Origin of the sequence: Kribbella sp. NPDC005582 (assembly GCF_040605415.1) — a bacterium.
Lineage (GTDB): Bacteria > Actinomycetota > Actinomycetes > Propionibacteriales > Kribbellaceae > Kribbella.
Genome location: NZ_JBEXCU010000006.1, coordinates 70,533 through 88,336 on the forward strand (window position 1 = coordinate 70,533; position 17,804 = coordinate 88,336).

The following is a 17,804-nucleotide window of genomic DNA, read 5'->3' on the forward strand; positions in this document are numbered from 1 at the left end:
GACGCTACGGATGGGGCAGCGTGATCGGCGTGTGACACGTGGGACTCGAGTGGTATTGGAGGTAGCCTGCTAAACATGGCGACCCGCACGTCTTCCCCGGCGCGGGCGCAGAAGTCGGCAGCGAAACGGCCCAGTACGGCCCGAGCCGCTGCCGGTGGACGCACCCGTCCGTCAGCCGCCCAGAAGCGTGGGCAGAGCGCGAAGCGCGGTGGTAGCACTGCCGCGCGGACCAGCACGCCCAAAAACAGCGGGCCAGGGCCGTTCGCGGCCGCCATGCTGGCGATCGGCCGCGGCCTGATCAAGCTGTGGATCGGCATCGCCCACCTGCTCGGCCGGATGGCCCGCGGGATCGGTCACGGTGCTCGCGACCTGGATCCCGAGCACCGTCGCGACGGCGCCGGCCTGTTCCTGATCGGCCTGGCGATCGTCGTGGCCGCCTCGATCTGGTGGCGCCTGCCGGGTGCGGTCGGGAACGGCGTCCGGACCGCGGTCGGCGAAAGCATCGGCATGACCGGCTGGGCCGTCCCGATCCTGCTGCTCGCGATGGCCGTCCGCACGCTGCGGAACCCGGAGCGCAACGGGCCGGCCGGGCGTCAGATCATCGGCTGGACGCTGCTGTCGTTCGGAGTGCTCGGGCTGGTGCACATCGCCCACGGCATTCCGCGGCCGGAGACTCCCGGCGATGCGCCGCTGCACGACGCCGGCGGTGCGATCGGCTACGTCATCTCCGCATCACTCTCGTACCTGATGACGCAGTACGTCGCCGCTCCGCTGCTCGTGCTGCTCTCGATCTTCGGCCTGCTGATCATCACCGGTACGGCGATCTACGCGATCCCGCTCCGGGTGCGCGCGGCGTTCGACGTACTGATGGGGCGGACCGAGCTGCCGGAGGAGGCGGCGCCGGCCACGGAGCCCGCCACCGACGACACCGTGCGGCTCACGCGCAAGGAGCGGCGCGCCAAGGCGGCGCTCGAGGACGACGGCGATCCGACGATCAAGCCGTACGACTCGCCGGTGCTCGAAGGCCGCGAGATCTCCAAGCGCGGCCGCAAGCCGAAGCCCGCACCGCCGGAAGAGGACGCGTACGACGTCGACGCGGAGGCCGCCGCTGCTGCCGCCGCGCCTGCCACGCCGGACTTCAAGGTGCACGACGCACCGCCTGCGGAGCCGCCGCAGCACACTCCGATGCCGCAGCGCGTCGAGCAGTTGAGCCTGTCCGGCGACATCACCTACACGCTGCCCGACGGTCAGATCCTGAAGCCGGGTTCGGTGCACAAAGCCCGGACCAAGGCGTCCGACGCGGTGGTCGACCGGTTGACCGAGGTGTTCGAGCAGTTCGGCATCGATGCGCAGGTCACGGCGTACACGCGCGGCCCGACAGTCACGCGGTACGAGGTCGAGCTCGGCTCCGCGGTCAAGGTCGAGAAGGTCACCGCGCTGTCCAAGAACATCGCGTACGCCGTCGCCTCGGCCGACGTCCGGATCCTGTCCCCGATCCCCGGCAAGTCCGCGATCGGTATCGAGATCCCGAACACCGACAAGGAGATCGTCAGCCTCGGCGACGTGATCCGCTCGGCGACCGCCCGCAACGACCACCACCCGATGGTGGCCGGACTGGGCAAGGACGTCGAGGGCGGCTTCGTGGTCGCGAACATGGCGAAGATGCCGCACCTGCTGGTCGCCGGTGCGACCGGTTCCGGTAAGTCGTCGTTCGTCAACTCGCTCATCACGTCGGTGCTGATGCGGGCCACGCCCGACGAGGTGCGGATGATCCTCGTCGACCCCAAGCGGGTCGAGCTGAACAACTACGAGGGCATCCCGCACCTGATCACGCCGATCATCACCAACGCCAAGAAGGCGGCCGAGGCACTGCAGTGGGTCGTCCGCGAGATGGACATGCGGTACGACGACCTCGCGGCGTTCGGCTTCCGGCACGTCGACGACTTCAACAAGGCGGTCCGCGGCGGCAAGGTGAAGCCGCCACCAGGGTCCGAGCGTGTGCTGACGCCGTACCCGTATCTGCTGGTGATCGTCGACGAGCTGGCCGACCTGATGATGGTGGCTCCGCGCGACGTCGAGGACTCGATCGTCCGGATCACGCAGCTCGCCCGGGCCGCCGGTATCCACCTGGTGCTGGCCACGCAACGGCCGTCGGTCGACGTCGTCACCGGTCTGATCAAGGCGAACGTGCCGTCCCGGCTGGCCTTCGCGACCTCGTCGCTGGCCGACAGCCGGGTCATCCTGGACCAGCCCGGCGCCGAGAAGCTGGTCGGTCAGGGTGACGGCCTGTTCCTGCCGATGGGCGCGAGCAAGCCGATGCGTATCCAGGGTTCGTGGGTCACCGAGTCCGAGATCCGCGCGGTCGTCGAGCACACCAAGACACAGCTGGAGCCGACGTACCGTGAGGACGTCACCGCCGTCGCCGCGCCGAGCAAGGACCTCGACGACGAGATCGGCGACGACATGGACCTGGTGATCCAGGCCGCCGAGCTGATCGTCTCGACCCAGTTCGGCTCGACCTCGATGCTGCAACGCAAGCTGCGGGTCGGCTTCGCCAAGGCCGGCCGATTGATGGACATCCTGGAGAGCCGGGGCGTGGTCGGTCCCAGCGAGGGGTCCAAGGCGCGTGACGTCCTGGTCAAACCGGACGACCTGGAAGACTTCATCACCACCCTCCGAGGAGAGTGACCGTGACCGAAGCGAGCGCCGTGACACATCATCAGCAACGTCATGAGGGTTTCGACCTCGACGACAGACCTGTCCCGTTCACGATCCGTGCGTCCCAGAAGGTCCACGGCGGCATCGCTCTCGGAGCCGCGCTGGTGGCCGTCGGCTTCGCGACCTCCGCCTCCGGTACGGCGACCGGCGTACTGCGCTGGTTCGCCGCGGCAGCGTTCGCCGTACTGGCTGTGGTGTGTGCCCGGGCGCTGACGGTCGGGGACATGCTGGTCGCCGACGACGTCGGGATCCGGTTGCGAATCGGCAACGAATGGATCGGTACCCGCTGGCAGGAGATCGAGGAGGTGACGGTGCTGCAGCGCCGGCACCCGCTCGACGACGGCCGGATCGCCGTCCATCTGCTCGATCCGGGACCGACGCTGGCGGCGATGCCGAGCGCGACGCGCAAGACCACGGATGCGAACCGGCGGCTGACCGGGTCCTCACTCGCGGTACCGTTCGGGTTGACGGCACGTCCGTCGAACGGGGAAGTGGTCCAGGCACTGCATATGCTCGCGGACGCCAGATGTCCGGTGCGCGAGCAACTCTGACTTGTCCGTGACCCCGTCGGGGTACGACCGTTGACTTGGTGTCGACGGCCACGCTGTCGGTACCTGCCGAGAGCGACTGCCCTTCCGGAACGGGCGATGGAGAGGACGGTGACGACGTGAGCATCGGTAGCGAGCTCACGGCGGCCCGCGAACGGGCCGACATGACGATCGAGCAGCTGAGTGCCGCCACCCGGATCAGAACCGGGCTGCTCACCGCCATGGAGGCCGACGACTTCTCCCGCTGCGGTGGCAACTTCTACGCGCGCGGTCACATCCGCGCGATCGCTCGGGTGGTCAAGGCCGATCCCGCCCCGCTGGTGGCGTCGTTCGACGCCGAACACGCCGTGGAGGAGGAGAAGTCCCGCCGCGAGGAGCGTGCCGCGGTCAAGGGCCCGACCCTGCACCCGGCCCGGCCGCGCTGGGGCATCGTGCTCGGCGCCATCCTGGTCGGCCTGATGGGCTGGGGGATGATTCGGCTCTTCACGGTGCCGAGGGATGTCGAGGCCAACGCCTCCAAGACGATCGCCACCACGACGGTCACTACCCAGCCGCCGAAGCCGACCCCGAAGCCGACGGTCACTCCGACGAAGAAGAAGCCCGTCCCGCCGCCGGTCGTGCCGACCAAGACCACGCTCACGCTCACGGCGAAGAACAACGGCTCCTACGTCACGCTGCGCGACAAGTCGGGCAAGCGGCTCTTCCAGGGGCTGGTCGGTCCCGGCTCCGTGCAGACCGTCACCGCGGTCGGAAACATCCGGGTCTCCGCCGGCGCACCTGGCAATCTCGTCATCAAGGTGAACGGGAAACCGCAGGCCACGAAGCTCTACCGGTTCGTCGCTCATCCCAACGGCACGATCGCCAAGAAGTAGCCGGGGTCCACGTGTGGCCCGGCTCACGGGCCCACAGGCCGTGGAGCGGCTGCTGCGGTTAGGTGTGAGGCTGGGCGGCGAGTCATACTCGTAGTGATGACTACGCCACCCGTCACTGTTGCCCTGGTCACGCTGGGCTGTGCCCGCAACGACGTCGACTCCGAGGAACTGGCCGGCCGCCTCGAGGCCGGCGGCTTCCGGCTCGTCGACGACGCCGCCGAAGCCGACACCGTGGTGGTGAACACCTGCGGCTTCGTCGAGGCCGCCAAGAAGGACTCGGTCGACACGCTGCTCGCCGCAGCCGACTACAAGGACTCCGGCCGCACCCAGGCCGTCGTCGCCGTCGGCTGCCTGGCCGAGCGCTACGGCGACCAGCTCGCCGAGGCCCTCCCCGAGACCGACGCAGTCCTCAGCTTCGACGACTACGCCGACATCTCCGACCGCCTTCGCTCCATCCTCTCGGGCGACAAGCACCACCCCCACACCCCGAGGGACCGCCGCAAGCTTCTCCCGTTGTCCCCGGCAGCCCGCCAGTCCGCCGCTCCAGTAGCAACGCCCGGCCACGGCACCACCCCGGCCGCCCCAGGCCATGGCGACGACGCCACCCCGGGCCTGGCCGACACCCCGAGCCACGGCGACAGCGCCACTCGGGCCCACGGCGACGACGCCACCTCGGCAGCTTCGGGCAGCACCTCCGGCTCCGGCGACCACGGTGTCACCCTCGGGGACCACATTCCCTCGGCGCTCAAGCCGCTCGGCGACAGCGCCTCGGAGGCTGCTTCCGGCGCCGCGACAGCTCAGCCGTTGAAGGGGCGCATGGTCAGCCCGTCCGGCACGCGCAACGAGCTCAAGATCGACGCGCCGGACCTCGAGTCCGCTCCGGCCAGCGGCCCGCGGGTCGTCCGCCGCCGGCTCGACGGTGGCCCGATGGCGCCGCTGAAGCTGGCCTCCGGCTGCGACCGCCGGTGTGCGTTCTGCGCGATCCCGATGTTCCGCGGCGCGTTCATCTCCCGCCGCCCCACCGAGGTCCTCACCGAAGCGCACTGGCTGGCGGAGAACGGCGTACGCGAACTGTTCCTCGTCTCCGAGAACTCGACCTCCTACGGCAAGGACCTCGGCGACCTCCGCCTCCTGGAGACCCTGGTCGCCGACATCGCCGAGGTCCCCGGCATCACCCGCGTCCGGGTCTCCTACCTGCAGCCCGCCGAGATGCGCCCGACGCTGCTCGCCGCGATGACCTCGACGCCCGGCGTCGTCCCGTACTTCGATCTCTCGTTCCAGCACGCCTCCGGCCCGCTCCTGCGCCGGATGCGCCGCTTCGGCGACTCCGAACGCTTCCTCGAGCTGATCGCCCAGGTCCGCGCCGCCGCCCCCGCCGCCGGCATCCGCAGCAACGTCATCGTCGGCTTCCCCGGTGAGACCGAAGAAGACGTCGACATCCTCTGCGACTTCCTCTCCCAGGCCGGCCTCGACGCGATCGGTGTCTTCGGTTACTCCGACGAGGACGGCACCGAGGCCGAGACCTACGACGGCAAACTCGACGAGGACACCATCGCTGCCCGCCTCGACCGCGTCACCCGCCTCGCCGAAGACCTCACCTCCGCCCGCGCGGAATCCCGCATCGGCGAGCTAGTAGAGGTCCTCGTAGAGTCCCTCGACACGCCCAACGCCGGAACAGACGCAGCCACCGGGCCTTCGGTGGGCTCCGGTGTGGCCGGGCAGACGGGGGAGGGACGGGCCGCGCACCAGGGTCCGGAGGTGGACGGTTCGACGACACTTGTCGGTCTTCCGGCGGACGTCCGGATCGGCGATCTGGTCGCCGCGAAGGTCGTCGGCAGCGACGGTGTCGACCTGATCGCGGAGTTCGCCGCGGTGGTGAATCCCCGAGACGACCGTCCGGCCGCTAACCTGACCGCGTGACCAACCCGCCGAACCCGGTACCGCAGGCCGGGCGGATCCACGCGCCCAGCGCCTGGAACGTCCCCAACGGGCTGACCGTGCTGCGGCTCGTCCTGGTCCCGCTGTTCGTCTGGCTGCTGCTCCGCCATGACGGCATCGACACCGGCACTCGTCTGCTCGCCACCGCCGCGTTCGTCGTCGCGATCGTCACCGACCGTTTCGACGGTGACATCGCCCGCCGCTGGAACCTGGTCACGAACTTCGGCAAGATCGCCGACCCGATCGCCGACAAGGCCCTCACCGGAGCGGCCTTCATCGGCCTCTCCCTGCTCGGCGAGCTCCCGTGGTGGATCACCATCGTCGTCATGGTCCGCGAATGGGGCGTCACCGCCCTCCGCTTCTGGGTCATCCGCCATGGCGTGATGCCCGCCAGCCGCGGCGGCAAACTCAAGACGGTTCTGCAAGCCATCGCCCTCGGCCTCTACCTCCTCCCATGGCAGTCCTTCGCCCTCCTGCACTGGACCGCGATCCTCTTCATGACCGCCGCCGTAGCCGTCACCCTGATCACCGGCGGCGACTACCTGGTCCGCGCCCTCCGCCTCCGCGCCGCCGCCAAACACCCTCTCCCGTAGCCAGGCGTAGCCAGGCGTCGTCAGTCGTCGATCGCCTGGTACACGCTGGTCCAGAAGTCCTTCTGTACCGGCAGCGCCGGGTTACCCGCATGCGCCCGCTGCAGAATCATGATCGCCGTCAGATCCTCGGCCGGATCGTTGTACCAGGTGGTCCCGTAGAACCCGTTCCATCCGTAGCTACCAGCCGACGGACCGAGCTGCGTCCGATCAGTGACGACTCCCACCCCGAGTCCCCAGCTCGTCGTAGCGAAGTACCCCGGCCAGAATCCCGAGACCGCCCGCTGCGCGGACGTCAGCTGACTGCTGGTCATCAGCGCCACCGACGCTCGCGAGAGCACCCGCTCGCCGCGATGCACACCACCGGCAAGCAGTGCCGACCCGAACGCGAGATAGTCGTCCGCAGTCGAGACCAGCCCGCCGCCACCGTCCTCCATCGCCGGCGGAGTGCTCCACGTCGCGTCGGGCTCGTCCGCGACGATCGCCTCACCGGTCGGCGCATTGTCGCGCTGGTACGCCGTCGCCATCCGATCAAGGCGGTCCGCACTCACACTGAACCCGGTGTCCTTCATCCCGAGCGGTCCGAACACCCGCTCCTGCAGAGCCTCCCCGAACGACATCCCCGTGGCCCGCGCGATAAGAGCGCCCGTCACGACCGAGCCGGTCTGGTACAGCCACCGCTCACCCGGCTGATGAACCAACGGAAGCGCACCAAGCCGGCCGACCCACTCGTCCAGCGGAGCGTCATCAAGGGCCAGCGCATCGGCGATCGGCATAGTTCCCGGCTCGCCGACGACCACGCCGCTACCGAAGGTGAAGGTCAGCAGATCTCGCAAGGTGATCGATCGGGCCGCCGGCACGGTGTCGTCCAGCGGCCCGGCAGGATCGGTGAGCACGCGCATGTCCGCCAGCTCCGGGAGAAGATCGTCCACCGGGTCGTCCAGGCGCAGCGTGCAGTCCTCGACCAGTGTCATCGCGCACGCGGCCACGATCGGCTTCGTCATCGACGAGACCCGAACGATCGTGTCGCCTGCCATCGGGATCCTCGACCCGGCACCCTCGAAGGCGAGAGCGCCCGTCGCCTCAACGTGCACGTCGCCATGGCGGGCAAGAACAGCCAGGGCGCCGGGAACGAACCCGGATTCCACCTGACGTTCAAGCAGGTCGCGTACGCGGGTCAGCCGTTTCGACGAGAAGCCGCCACTGGTCACTGTCCACTCCGCATCCTGTTGGTGTTCTGAAGGTCACTCCGCAGACTACGGAACAGAGACCCGCGAGTCGCGATGACCAGTCCGGAGACCGCGCCCCGGCGACCGCTGGCCAAGTGGATCAAGGCCTCAGCGAGCAACCCAGCAACAACTGCCTCTACCTCGGACCAACCCGCGGCGGCCTGATCGGCATCATCACCAGCAAACTCGGCGCCGACAACCCTCTACTCAACCTGACTTGGGTCGCCGTCTCGGGTCTTTACAGCTCGTGTCCTATGGCGGCTGCAGCTGCCACGATGTTGACGTAGTCGCGCAGACGAACGACCTGGCCGTCACGCACGGTGAGTACGACGATGTTGGGAAGCGTGAACTCACCGCTGAACGCGCTCGTTCCGAAGGCTTCCTGTTCGACGACAATCGTTGCGGGATCGCCGGTGTCGTAGATGGCGAGCGTGCGGTAGCCGTCATACCTGGGCAGGTCGGCTTGCCAGCCGGCAGCGATCCAGTTCACGATCTCGTCCCGGCCCTCAAGGCGAGACGGCAAGCCTGGCGCGGTGAAGGGGAACTCGTGGACCGCGTCGACGGCGTACAGAAGGCTCATGTCATCGACGGACTGGTGCACAACGGCCTGATGGAGTCGCTCCAGGACCTCACGAGCACTGGCTGCTTGCTCGTCGAGTGTCATTCCTTTGGTGGTCATTCGAGCGATCCTCCGTGCTCTGGCCACGACAGGCCGATAAGGTGAGACATGGTCCGGTTAGCAGTGACGTTAACGGACCATGTCCCCGGTTAGCAAGAGATGTGGTGGTTGCGTTGGTCGGCCCGGAGCCGCGGTCGCATGCAGGGCGCCCGATGCGCGCAGACGCACGGCGCAACTACAGCCGCTTGATCGAGCAGGCCCGCATTGCGTTCACCGAGTTCGGCGTGGACGCCTCCTTGGATGAGATCGCCAGGCGGGCGGGGGTGGCCAGTGGAACGCTGTATCGGCATTTCCCTACTCGACTGGATCTCGTGGAGGCAGTGCTGGCCGAACAGGTGACTGAGTTGGTCGACCTTGGTCGCAGACTCTTGACGGTCGAAGACGAGAACGACGCACTCTTGACCTGGCTGCGTGCTGCGCTCCTGCATGCCTTGACCTATCGAGGACTCGCCGCCGCAGTCATGAGCTCGGCGCTCGACACCGGGGGTGAGCCGGCATCGACATGGCATGCGGAGATGTTCGAAGTGGGGGCTGCGCTGCTGGCACGAGCGCGGCAGTCAGGGGGTGTAGTCAGTGAGGCTGACGCAGCCGATGTGCTCAAAATGGTCGGTGCCATTGCCTGGGCTGCCCAAGACTCCCCAGACAGCTCGGCTCAAGCTGACCGCCTGTTCAACCTACTAGTGAACGGGCTACGTCGCGCGGACTAAGAACGACGAGCGCAACGGACAAGTTCAGTGAAGGAACCGTCCCACTTCAATTCGTAGCGGGCCCCACCGGGCGCACCGTGCTCGCCGGGCAGCTGCTCGACCGCATCGGCGAGTTCCCGCGCGACCGGCCCGGTCAGATCGGGCGACAAGTTGCCACCCGGAGCGGACCTCGTGGGTGCCCTCGAGTCCCCCTAGACGCGCCCCGGCGCACCACCTCCCGCCTGCGCCGCAGACAGGACGTGGGGTGAAATGGGGGGATGCAGAGCACCGAGTCAGGCGGAGTCGAGTGGTTGGTCGGAACTTTGAAGGCGCGGGGCGAGACTTTGGCGACTGCTGAGTCGTTGACCGGGGGAATGGTTGGTGCGGCTCTGACGGACGTGCCGGGGGTGTCTGCGGTCTACAGGGGTGGTGTGGTGGTTTACGCAACGGATCTGAAGGCCACGCTCGCAGGCGTGCCGCAGGACCTTCTGGACGCTGTGGGGCCGGTGCACCCGGACACTGCGGCAGCGCTTGCCAAAGGCGTCCGGGAGCGTCTGACGGCCACCTACGGGCTTGCCACGACCGGTGTGGCCGGTCCGGACCCGCAGGCTGGGGTCGAAGCCGGCACGGTCTACGTCGCAGCGGCCGGACCGAGCGCGGTACAGGTGCGGAAGTTGCAGTTGAACGGGGATCGCAGTGCGGTCCGGCAGGGCTCCGTGCGGGCCGCACTGGACCTTCTGGCAACACTGGTAGCGGAAGAACTCGACTGAACAGGGCGTTGAGACCAGCATGGGAACAGGTAAGACAGACTGGCGCGGCGCACCGAAGGTGGACATTGCGAGGAGTAGTGACCCGGCAACGGGTACCGTTGGTTCCCACGGTCGGGCTACGGTGCGAGTAGCAACGACCGGACAGGCGGAAGGGAGAAACCTCATGGTGCTGGTTCGTGGCCTGCTGGGCGACGTTCTGCGGCGTAAGCGGCTGCGCCAGGGGCGCACCCTGCGCGAGGTGTCCGCCGACGCGCGCGTCAGTCTCGGCTATCTGTCCGAGGTGGAGCGCGGTCAGAAGGAGGCCTCCAGCGAGCTGCTGGCGGCGATCTGTATGGCGCTGGAAGTGCCGCTCTCGGCCGTCTTCGCCGAGGTGAGCGAAGACCTGGCCCGCGAAGAGGCACTGGTCCTCGCGCACACGGCCATCGAGCCCGAGGTTGTGGCCTCGGCAGCCTGACCGCTGCGTGGATCCGGCCGTCCCGGTAGCTCGGGAGCGGCCGGTTGCCGTGTTCATCGATCGCCCCGACGCAGACTCAGCAGGGGAGTCCGGCGTGGTCGCACCAACCGGAGCGCCGGTAGCGGTGGATCGCCTTCGGCGCGGAACATGGTGTTCGCGGTGAACAGGTGGGTTGCCGAATCGGGGAAGTGCAGCAGCTCGGCCTGGTCCGGTGGCGGGAAGAAGGCGGTCAGGTCGTCGCCCTCATCGAAGGTCTCGCCTTGGAGGACCGCCCAGGCGAGCGGCTTCAGGCTCAGATAGGCCGACTCCGGCAACGGATCGAAGACGATGATCTCGGGATGGCCGTACCGGCTGAGGCCGAGCGTGTAGCCGAAGGCCGGGTTCCGCTCGCCGTCACCTTCGACGAACAGCGAGGTCCAGCCGTAGGTCTGCACGCTCGACTCGATCGACGACAGAACCTCCGGGGCGGTGACACCGCCGCAGATTTCGCACATCAGCTTCTCCTCTCGGTCGAACACATGTTCGATACGGCAGAGAAGATATCCGGGTTCCGGCCGGTCGCCGGAGTTGTCCACAGGTCAGTTCGGCGGGAGATCTGCCGCGGGCTGACAGACCGGGCACCAATAGGTGACGCGGTCCCGCGGTGGTTCGCCGATCATCGCCGTACTGATCGTGGTGTGGCAGCGGCGGCACGGTTTGCCGGCCCGCTCGAAGACCCACGTGCGTTGCCCTGGCCGGTCGATCCCGGTACTGACCTGGGTGCCGTTGCGCAGGTTGGCCTTCAACAGCCGACGACTGAGGTCGACCGCCGCCGGGATGTCGACCGCCGACACTGGCAGCCAGGGATGCAACCCGAGCAGGAAGCAGACCTCGATCCGGTAGAAGTTGCCGATTCCGGCGAGATTGCGCTGATCGAGCAGCGCTTCGCTGATGGTGCGATCCGGCTGGGCCCGCAGATTGGCGATCGCCGTGGCCCGATCGAAGTCGGGTGCCAGCAGATCCGGACCGAGGTGCCCAACAACGGTGTCCTCTGCGTCGGTGGCGACCAGCTCCAGCACTGGCAGGCGATACCCGACGGCCGTCCAGGGCGCCGTCTCGAACACCGCGCGCACTTGATGACCGGGACCGCCACGCCATCGCTCACCCGGCCGGTACAGATGCCAACTGCCGTCCATCCGGAAATGACTGTGCACGGTCAGCCCGCCCGACAAGCGCATCAGCAAGTGCTTGCCGCGAGCAACGACCTCGATCACCGTCCGGCCGCTGAGGTCGGTGGTCGCGAGTGCGGGCACCCGGAAGTCGGTCCGGATCAGCTCCTGCCCGGCGAGCGCCTGATCGAGGCGTTTGCAGGCCCGCCAGACAGTGTCACCCTCAGGCACGGAGCCGAAGTCCCCGGGGAGTGGCGTGGAAGCCGGCCTTCGCCAACGCGTCCCCGAAGGCCGTATGACGGACCTGCTCGCCGTCCGCCGTCTCGACGCTCAGCTTGCCGAGCTGACCGTCCCGGATCGACAGTGCCAGTGCATCAACAGCAGGCTGCAACAGATCGACATCCTCGGTGAAGCTCAGCACCGTCCGCCCGCCACGCTCGACGTACACGATGAGCTGGCCGTCGACCATGACAACCAGAGCACCGGCCTTGCGCCCGGGCCGATGCCCGCTGGCACCTTCACGCTCAGGCCATGGAAGCGCAGCCCCGTAAGGGTTTGCGGGATCGGATGCGGCCAGCACAACAGCTCGCGTCGCCGGTTCCTCGTCGCGACGCCCGCGCCCGCCCGAAGCGCCACCGAAGGTACTTGGCAGCTCAGCCAGCGCGCGGAGTCGATCGACCGCACCGGGCAAGGCGAACTGTGCAGCGCCCAACCCGGCAACGAAGTAGCCGCGCCGGCATCGCCCGGACTCCTCGAACGCACTCAGCACCTTGTAGACGGCCGCGAATCCACCGGGAGTCCGCTCGGTGATCACCGACCCGCGCGTGACGATCCCGTACCGGTCGAGCAAGGTCTCGGCGGCCGCATGAGCCCTCCGGGTCGTGTCCTCGTTGCGGGCCGGGAGCAACGACCATCGGCCACCGGCCGTCGGCGGACCGCTTCGGGCAGGCATCGCCGGCCGGCCAGGCCGCATCGGTCGTCCTGGTCGCGCACGCGGTGTCGCGCGGCGCGTGCGATGGCTCCCTCGGCCGCCGCCGACCAGAGATCGCACAGGCGTCAGGGTGTCGTTGGACAGATGCCCAGCCCAGACCAGATCCCACAGGACGGTCACGAGCGTCTCGTCGTCCACCACGCCCGCTGCCGCCCCGACCGCGTCGCTCAGCTGACGGAAGAAGAATGCGCCTCCGCCGGCCAACGCATCGAGAACGGCCTGATGAGTGTCACCGATCTCGAACGCCGGATCCGGATCGGGCAGCGTCAGGTCGCAGTTGTCGGCCAGATGCAACGACACCCAGCCATCGGTCCCCGGCAACGAGCCCGAGCCGGCCCACACGACTTCGCCGGTGGCCGTCAGCTCGTCCAGCATCGACGGCTGATAGCCGGGCACCCGCGACGGCAGCACGATCGATTCCAGCGCCGACGCCGGCACCGCACATCCGGCCAACTGCTCAACAGCTCCGAGAAGTACGTCGTACCCACGGCCGCGACTGCTGGTGATGCCTTGCCATGCAGGCAGGAAGCGAGCCAGGGCTGACGGATCGACCGGCTCCACTTCCTTGCGCAGCGCGGCCAGCGAACGGCGACGAAGCAGCCGCAGAATCTCACTGTCACACCACTCCATCGCGATGCCGCCAGGCAGGAACTCGCCCTCGACAACCCGACCGGCCGCGGCCAGCCGACGCAACGTGTCGCTGACGACCGCCACGCCGATCCCCAGGTGAGTAGCCAGATCAATAGCCCGGAACGGACCGTGCGTCCGGGCATAGCGAGACACCAGGTCGCCAAGCGGATCCGCGACCGGTTCGGCGTGAGCCTCCGCGATGCCAGGTGGCAGCGGCACGCCGAGCGCATCGCGCAGCCGCGCAACGTCCTCGACGACCGCCCAGCGATGTTCACCAGCGATCCGGACCCGGACGACCCGACGCGCGGCGGCCAGCTCCGTCAACCAGGACTCGGCATCTGCATCGTCGACACATCGCTGCGAGGCCTCGGAGATCGACAGCGGACCGATCAGGCGCAGGACGTCGAACAGTCCCTCGGCGTCGCGCGCTCGCCGATCCTCGGCGAGTCGTTGCAGCTCGGCCTCGGTCCGCAGGACGACTTCGGCGTCGAGCAACTCCCGCAGTTCGGTGCGCCCGAGCAGCTCGGAGAGCAGACTCTGATCCAGTGACAGCGCCGCCGCCCGCTTCTCCGCCAGCGGTGTGTCGCCCTCGTACATGAAGGCGCCGACGTAGCCGAACAGCAGCGACTTCGCGAACGGCGAGGCCTCGGAGGTCTCGACCTCGACCACGGAGATCCGGCGCTCACTAATTCCAGTCAGCAGGTCCTTCAGCGCAGGCAGGTCGTATACATCCTGCAGCACTTCACGCAATGTCTCGAGCACGATCGGGAACGAGCCGTACTTGCTGGCCACACTCAGCAGTTGCGCCGAACGCTGACGCTGCTGCCACAGCGGTGACCGGCGCCCTGGATTCCGCCGGGGGAGCAGCAATGCTCGCGCGGCGCACTCCCGGAACCGCGCCGCGAAGAGCGCCGACCCGCCAACCTCGGTGGTGATCAGGTCCTCGATCTCGGCCGGGTCGAAGAGCACCAGCTCGGCACCAGGCGGTGCCTCGTCGGTCTCGGGCAGCCGCAGCACGATCCCGTCGTCACCGGAGACCGACTGCGCATCCATCCCGTACCGCTCGCGCAGTCGCGCGGCGATCGCCAGCGCCCACGGTCCGTGGACCTGTCCGCCGTACGGCGAGTGAATGCAGACTCGCCAGTCGCCGAGCTCGTCGCGGAACCGCTCGACCAGGATGGTCACGTCGTCCGGAACCCGGCTCGTCGCTTCGCGCTGCTCGGCCAGGTAGGAGACGAGATTGTTCGCCGCGAACTCGTCGAGGCCCGCGGCGCGTGCCCGCTCGATCGCCTTGGCGGCCGGAAGCGATGCCATCTTCCGCACGAAAGCGCCGGTCGCCGCACCGAGCTCGGCCGGCCGGCCGACGGCGTCACCCTTCCAGAACGGCAGTCGCCCCGGCTGCCCGGGGGCGGGGGAGACCAGCACCCGGTCGTGGGTGATGTCCTCGATCCGCCAGCTCGATGCACCCAGAGTGAAGACGTCGCCGACGCGCGACTCGTAGACCATCTCCTCGTCCAGCTCCCCGACGCGGTGATTGGTCGACTCGCCGACCAGGAAAACGCCGAAGAGTCCCCGGTCCGGGATGGTGCCGCCGCTGGTCACCGCCAGTCGCTGTGCACCCGGCCGGCCGGAGATCTCGCCGCTCACCCGGTCGAACACGATCCGGGGCCGCAGCTCGGCGAACTCGTCCGACGGGTAGCGGCCGGAGAGCATGTCGAGAACCCCGTCGTACGCCGAGCGGGGCAGCGTCGCGAACGGCGCACAGCGTCGTACCAAAGTGAACAGCTCGTCGACGTCGATGGTGTCCAGGGCAACGATCGAGACGATCTGTTGGGCCAGCACATCGAGCGGATTGGCCGGGATGTGCAGGCTCTCGATCAGGCCGTCCCGCATTCGCTGCACGACGACCGCGGTGTCGATCAGGTCGCCGCGGAACTTCGGGAAGAGCACGCCACGCGACACCGCACCGACCTGGTGACCGGCGCGGCCGACCCGCTGCAGACCGCTCGCGACCGAAGGCGGCGCCTCGACCTGCACGACCAGGTCGACCGCGCCCATGTCGATGCCGAGCTCGAGGCTGCTGGTCGCCACCACGCACGGCAGGCGGCCCGACTTCAGATCCGCCTCGATCAGGGCGCGCTGCTCCTTGCTGACCGAGCCGTGGTGCGACTTGGCGATCAACGGCGGCGCCGCCAGCGAGGCGCCGGACTGAGCCATCACCTGCGCCGGCGATCCCTCCACCTCCAGCTCGAGCCCGGCCCGCTCGGCGGCGATCTCGTTGAGCCGGGCCGTCAGGCGCTCGGCGAGCCGGCGCGAGTTGGCGAAGACGATCGTCGATCGGTGCTGCTCGATCAGGTTGAAGACCTGCTCCTCGACATGCGGCCAGATCGAAGCGTGCCGCGGTGGACCGGCAGCAGAGCCGGAGGTCTCCACCTCTGTGTTCGCCAGCTCGGCCATGTCCTCGACCGGCACGACGACGCTGAGATCCCACTGTTTGGTGAACTTCGGCTGCACGACCGTCACCGGTCGCTCGCCGCCGAGGAAGCGCGCCACCTCCTCGACCGGCCGGACCGTTGCCGATAGCCCGATTCGCTGCGCCGGCTTCGGCAGCAGCGCGTCGAGCCGCTCCAGGGTCAACGCGAGGTGGGCACCGCGCTTCGTACCGGCGACGGCGTGCACCTCGTCGACGATGACCGTTTCGACACCGCGCAGCGATTCACGGCCCTGTGAGGTCAGCAGCAGGAAGAGTGATTCCGGGGTGGTGATCAGCACGTCGGAGGGCCTGGTGGCGAAGCGGCGCCGATCGGCCGCCGGGGTGTCGCCGGAACGCACGGCGACCTCGACGTCGATCGGTGCCTCGCCGAGTCGCCGGGCGGTCTCGCGGATCCCGATCAGCGGCGCCCGCAGGTTGCGCTCGACATCGACGGCCAGCGCCTTCAGCGGCGACACGTACAACACGCGGCAGCGCAGCTTCGGATCCTCCGGCGGCGGCGTCGTCGCTAGCCGGTCGAGCGCCCAGAGGAAGGCCGCCAGCGTCTTGCCCGAGCCCGTCGGGGCGACCACCAGCGCGTCCCGGCCCGCGGTGATCGCGTCCCACGCCTCGAGCTGGGCCGGGGTGGCCGCCTCGAAGACGTCGCCGAACCACGCCCGGGTCGCGGGCGAGAACCGGCTCAACGCGCTGGTTTTCTTCACGACGACCATCTTGCCGGGTGCCTCCGACAGTTTCGAGCAGGCCGAACCCCGCCTCGTCCGATGTGTAGGTTGTCGGAGCGGTCTGGAATGATCCTCACCATGAAGAACCGCGTCCGTGCCGCGATCGTCGTGGCCTGTCTGTTCGCCCTGACCGGGTGCGCGAAGCTCGATGCCGACCTGAAGGTCGGATCGGACGAGACCGTCTCCGGAACCATGCAGATCGGCATCGACAAACAGTTGCTGGAGTCCAGTGGCCAGTCCCTGGACAAGATCCGCGAGCGGATCGATTCGAGTATCAAGCAGCTGACCACGGACGGCGTGAGCTGCAACGCCCTCGACGATGATCAGTACATCGGCTCGAAGTGCACGTTCGAGAGCGTGCCGTTCGAGAAGATGGGTCAGTCCAGCGGCGACGGCGTCGGTTTCCGCAAGCAGGACGGCAACGTCATCGTCACCGTCAAGGCGCCTGATCTCAGTTCGGTCGCCGGTGGTGGTCAGCAGCCGCAGGTGAACTTCAAGATCACCATGCCCGGCAAGATCATCGAGCACGACAGCGGCGCGCGGATCGACGGCCGGACGGCGACGTACGACAGCCTCGACAAGCTGGGCAACATCTCGCTGACCTCGAAGGCCAGTGCCGGTTTCCCAGTCTGGGCGATCCTGCTCATCGTGGTGCTGTTGCTGCTCGCCGCCGGCGGCGTGGTGTTCTTCGTGCTGCGCGGTCGCAAGGCCAAGGCTCAGCAGGGCTACGGGCAGTACCCGGGGCAGTACCCCGGTCAGCCGCAGCAGGGCCAGTGGGGCCCGCAGTACGGCGGTCAGCCGGGCTACGGTCCCGGCCAGCAGCCGCCGCAGCAGGGCCCCGGGCAGTACGGGCAGCCGGGTCAGTACGGCGGGCAGCCAGGCCAGGGCCAGCCCGGACCGTACGGCGGTCAGCCTGGCCAGGGCCAGCCGGGCGGGCCGACGCCCTACCCGGGACCGCAGCAGCCGGGACCGCCGCAGTACCCCGGACAACCGCAGCAGCCTGGGCAGCCGCAGTACCCGGGGCAGCCACAGCCGGGGCAGTGGGGACCGCCGCCCGCCCAGGGGCCGCAGCCGGGTCAGCAGCAGCCGCCGCAGCAGGGCGGCTGGGGACAGCAACCTCCGAGGGACAACAACGGACCCGCATGAGACTGACGGAGTTCTGGACGCGGATGGATCACCATCTCGGTCCTGAGTACGCACGGACCTGGGCCGAGACCCAGGTCGTGGAGGAACTCGACGGCCGCACGGTCGTCGAGGCGCTCGCCGAGGGCGAGGCCGCCAAGACGGTCTGGCGGGCCGTCTGGGCCCACCTGCAACTGCCGCCCAGCGAGCGCTGAG

At 68.6% G+C, this 17,804-nt stretch carries 15 protein-coding genes; 10 read left to right on the top strand and 5 right to left on the bottom strand.

All coding sequences use genetic code 11. The annotated features are described in order from the left end of the window. Positions 1-75: 75 nt before the first annotated feature. The 5 genes from ABZS29_RS29645 (at position 76) to pgsA (ending at position 6,669) form a co-directional block, all read left to right on the top strand. Entirely contained in the window at positions 76-2,688 is a 2,613-nt protein-coding gene (locus ABZS29_RS29645; RefSeq protein ID WP_355466753.1) for a DNA translocase FtsK 4TM domain-containing protein, read from the top strand. A 2-nt stretch (positions 2,689-2,690) separates the two neighbouring features. Beyond that, positions 2,691-3,269: a hypothetical protein gene (locus tag ABZS29_RS29650; protein ID WP_355466755.1), complete on the top strand. Its 579-nt coding sequence runs from the start codon at positions 2,691-2,693 to the stop codon at positions 3,267-3,269. A gap of 116 nt (positions 3,270-3,385) precedes the next feature. After that, positions 3,386-4,138, top strand: a complete 753-nt coding sequence (locus ABZS29_RS29655; protein WP_355466756.1) for a helix-turn-helix domain-containing protein — start codon at positions 3,386-3,388, stop codon at positions 4,136-4,138. A 96-nt stretch (positions 4,139-4,234) separates the two neighbouring features. After that, a complete protein-coding gene (locus tag ABZS29_RS29660) occupies positions 4,235-6,058 on the top strand; it encodes a radical SAM protein (RefSeq protein WP_355466758.1) in 1,824 nt (607 codons plus the stop codon). Further along, complete coding sequence (gene pgsA / locus ABZS29_RS29665; RefSeq protein ID WP_355466760.1) at positions 6,055-6,669, top strand: CDP-diacylglycerol--glycerol-3-phosphate 3-phosphatidyltransferase; 615 nt, start codon at positions 6,055-6,057, stop codon at positions 6,667-6,669. The genes ABZS29_RS29660 and pgsA overlap by 4 nt, the downstream gene beginning before the upstream one ends. A gap of 20 nt (positions 6,670-6,689) precedes the next feature. Here the strand turns inward: pgsA and ABZS29_RS29670 are convergent, their stop codons facing one another. Together ABZS29_RS29670 and ABZS29_RS29675 are read right to left on the bottom strand one after the other, a co-directional pair. Then, a complete protein-coding gene (locus ABZS29_RS29670; protein ID WP_355466762.1) occupies positions 6,690-7,877 on the bottom strand; it encodes a serine hydrolase domain-containing protein in 1,188 nt (395 codons plus the stop codon). Between the two features lie 256 nt (positions 7,878-8,133). Continuing rightward, on the bottom strand, positions 8,134-8,574 hold the full coding sequence (locus tag ABZS29_RS29675) for a nuclear transport factor 2 family protein (RefSeq protein ID WP_355466763.1): 441 nt from the start codon (positions 8,572-8,574) through the stop codon (positions 8,134-8,136). Positions 8,575-8,726: 152 nt separating this feature from the next. On the opposite strand from ABZS29_RS29675, the gene ABZS29_RS29680 reads away from it, so the two are divergent. The 3 genes from ABZS29_RS29680 to ABZS29_RS29690 all read left to right on the top strand — a co-directional run bounded on the left by ABZS29_RS29680 (position 8,727) and on the right by ABZS29_RS29690 (position 10,484). Further along, positions 8,727-9,281, top strand: a complete 555-nt coding sequence (locus tag ABZS29_RS29680) for a TetR family transcriptional regulator (protein WP_355466765.1) — start codon at positions 8,727-8,729, stop codon at positions 9,279-9,281. Positions 9,282-9,538: 257 nt separating this feature from the next. Then, positions 9,539-10,030, top strand: a complete 492-nt coding sequence (locus ABZS29_RS29685; RefSeq protein WP_355466767.1) for a CinA family protein — start codon at positions 9,539-9,541, stop codon at positions 10,028-10,030. A gap of 163 nt (positions 10,031-10,193) precedes the next feature. Then, positions 10,194-10,484 (top strand): helix-turn-helix transcriptional regulator, encoded by a 291-nt coding sequence (locus ABZS29_RS29690; RefSeq protein WP_355466769.1) that lies wholly within the window; start codon positions 10,194-10,196, stop codon positions 10,482-10,484. 53 nt (positions 10,485-10,537) lie between these two features. Here the strand turns inward: ABZS29_RS29690 and ABZS29_RS29695 are convergent, their stop codons facing one another. The 3 genes from ABZS29_RS29695 to ABZS29_RS29705 form a co-directional block, all read right to left on the bottom strand. Next, on the bottom strand, positions 10,538-10,978 hold the full coding sequence (locus ABZS29_RS29695) for a DUF4262 domain-containing protein (RefSeq protein ID WP_355466771.1): 441 nt from the start codon (positions 10,976-10,978) through the stop codon (positions 10,538-10,540). A gap of 84 nt (positions 10,979-11,062) precedes the next feature. Next, positions 11,063-11,863 (bottom strand): DNA-formamidopyrimidine glycosylase family protein, encoded by an 801-nt coding sequence (locus ABZS29_RS29700; RefSeq protein WP_355466773.1) that lies wholly within the window; start codon positions 11,861-11,863, stop codon positions 11,063-11,065. Continuing rightward, positions 11,856-16,454, bottom strand: a complete 4,599-nt coding sequence (locus tag ABZS29_RS29705) for an ATP-dependent helicase (RefSeq protein ID WP_355466775.1) — start codon at positions 16,452-16,454, stop codon at positions 11,856-11,858. Before ABZS29_RS29705 ends, ABZS29_RS29700 begins: the two co-directional genes overlap by 8 nt. A gap of 90 nt (positions 16,455-16,544) precedes the next feature. On the opposite strand from ABZS29_RS29705, the gene ABZS29_RS29710 reads away from it, so the two are divergent. Beyond that, on the top strand, positions 16,545-17,612 hold the full coding sequence (locus ABZS29_RS29710) for a hypothetical protein (RefSeq protein WP_355466777.1): 1,068 nt from the start codon (positions 16,545-16,547) through the stop codon (positions 17,610-17,612). After that, positions 17,609-17,803: a DUF3046 domain-containing protein gene (locus tag ABZS29_RS29715; RefSeq protein WP_355466779.1), complete on the top strand. Its 195-nt coding sequence runs from the start codon at positions 17,609-17,611 to the stop codon at positions 17,801-17,803. The genes ABZS29_RS29710 and ABZS29_RS29715 overlap by 4 nt, the downstream gene beginning before the upstream one ends. Position 17,804: the final 1 nt, after the last annotated feature.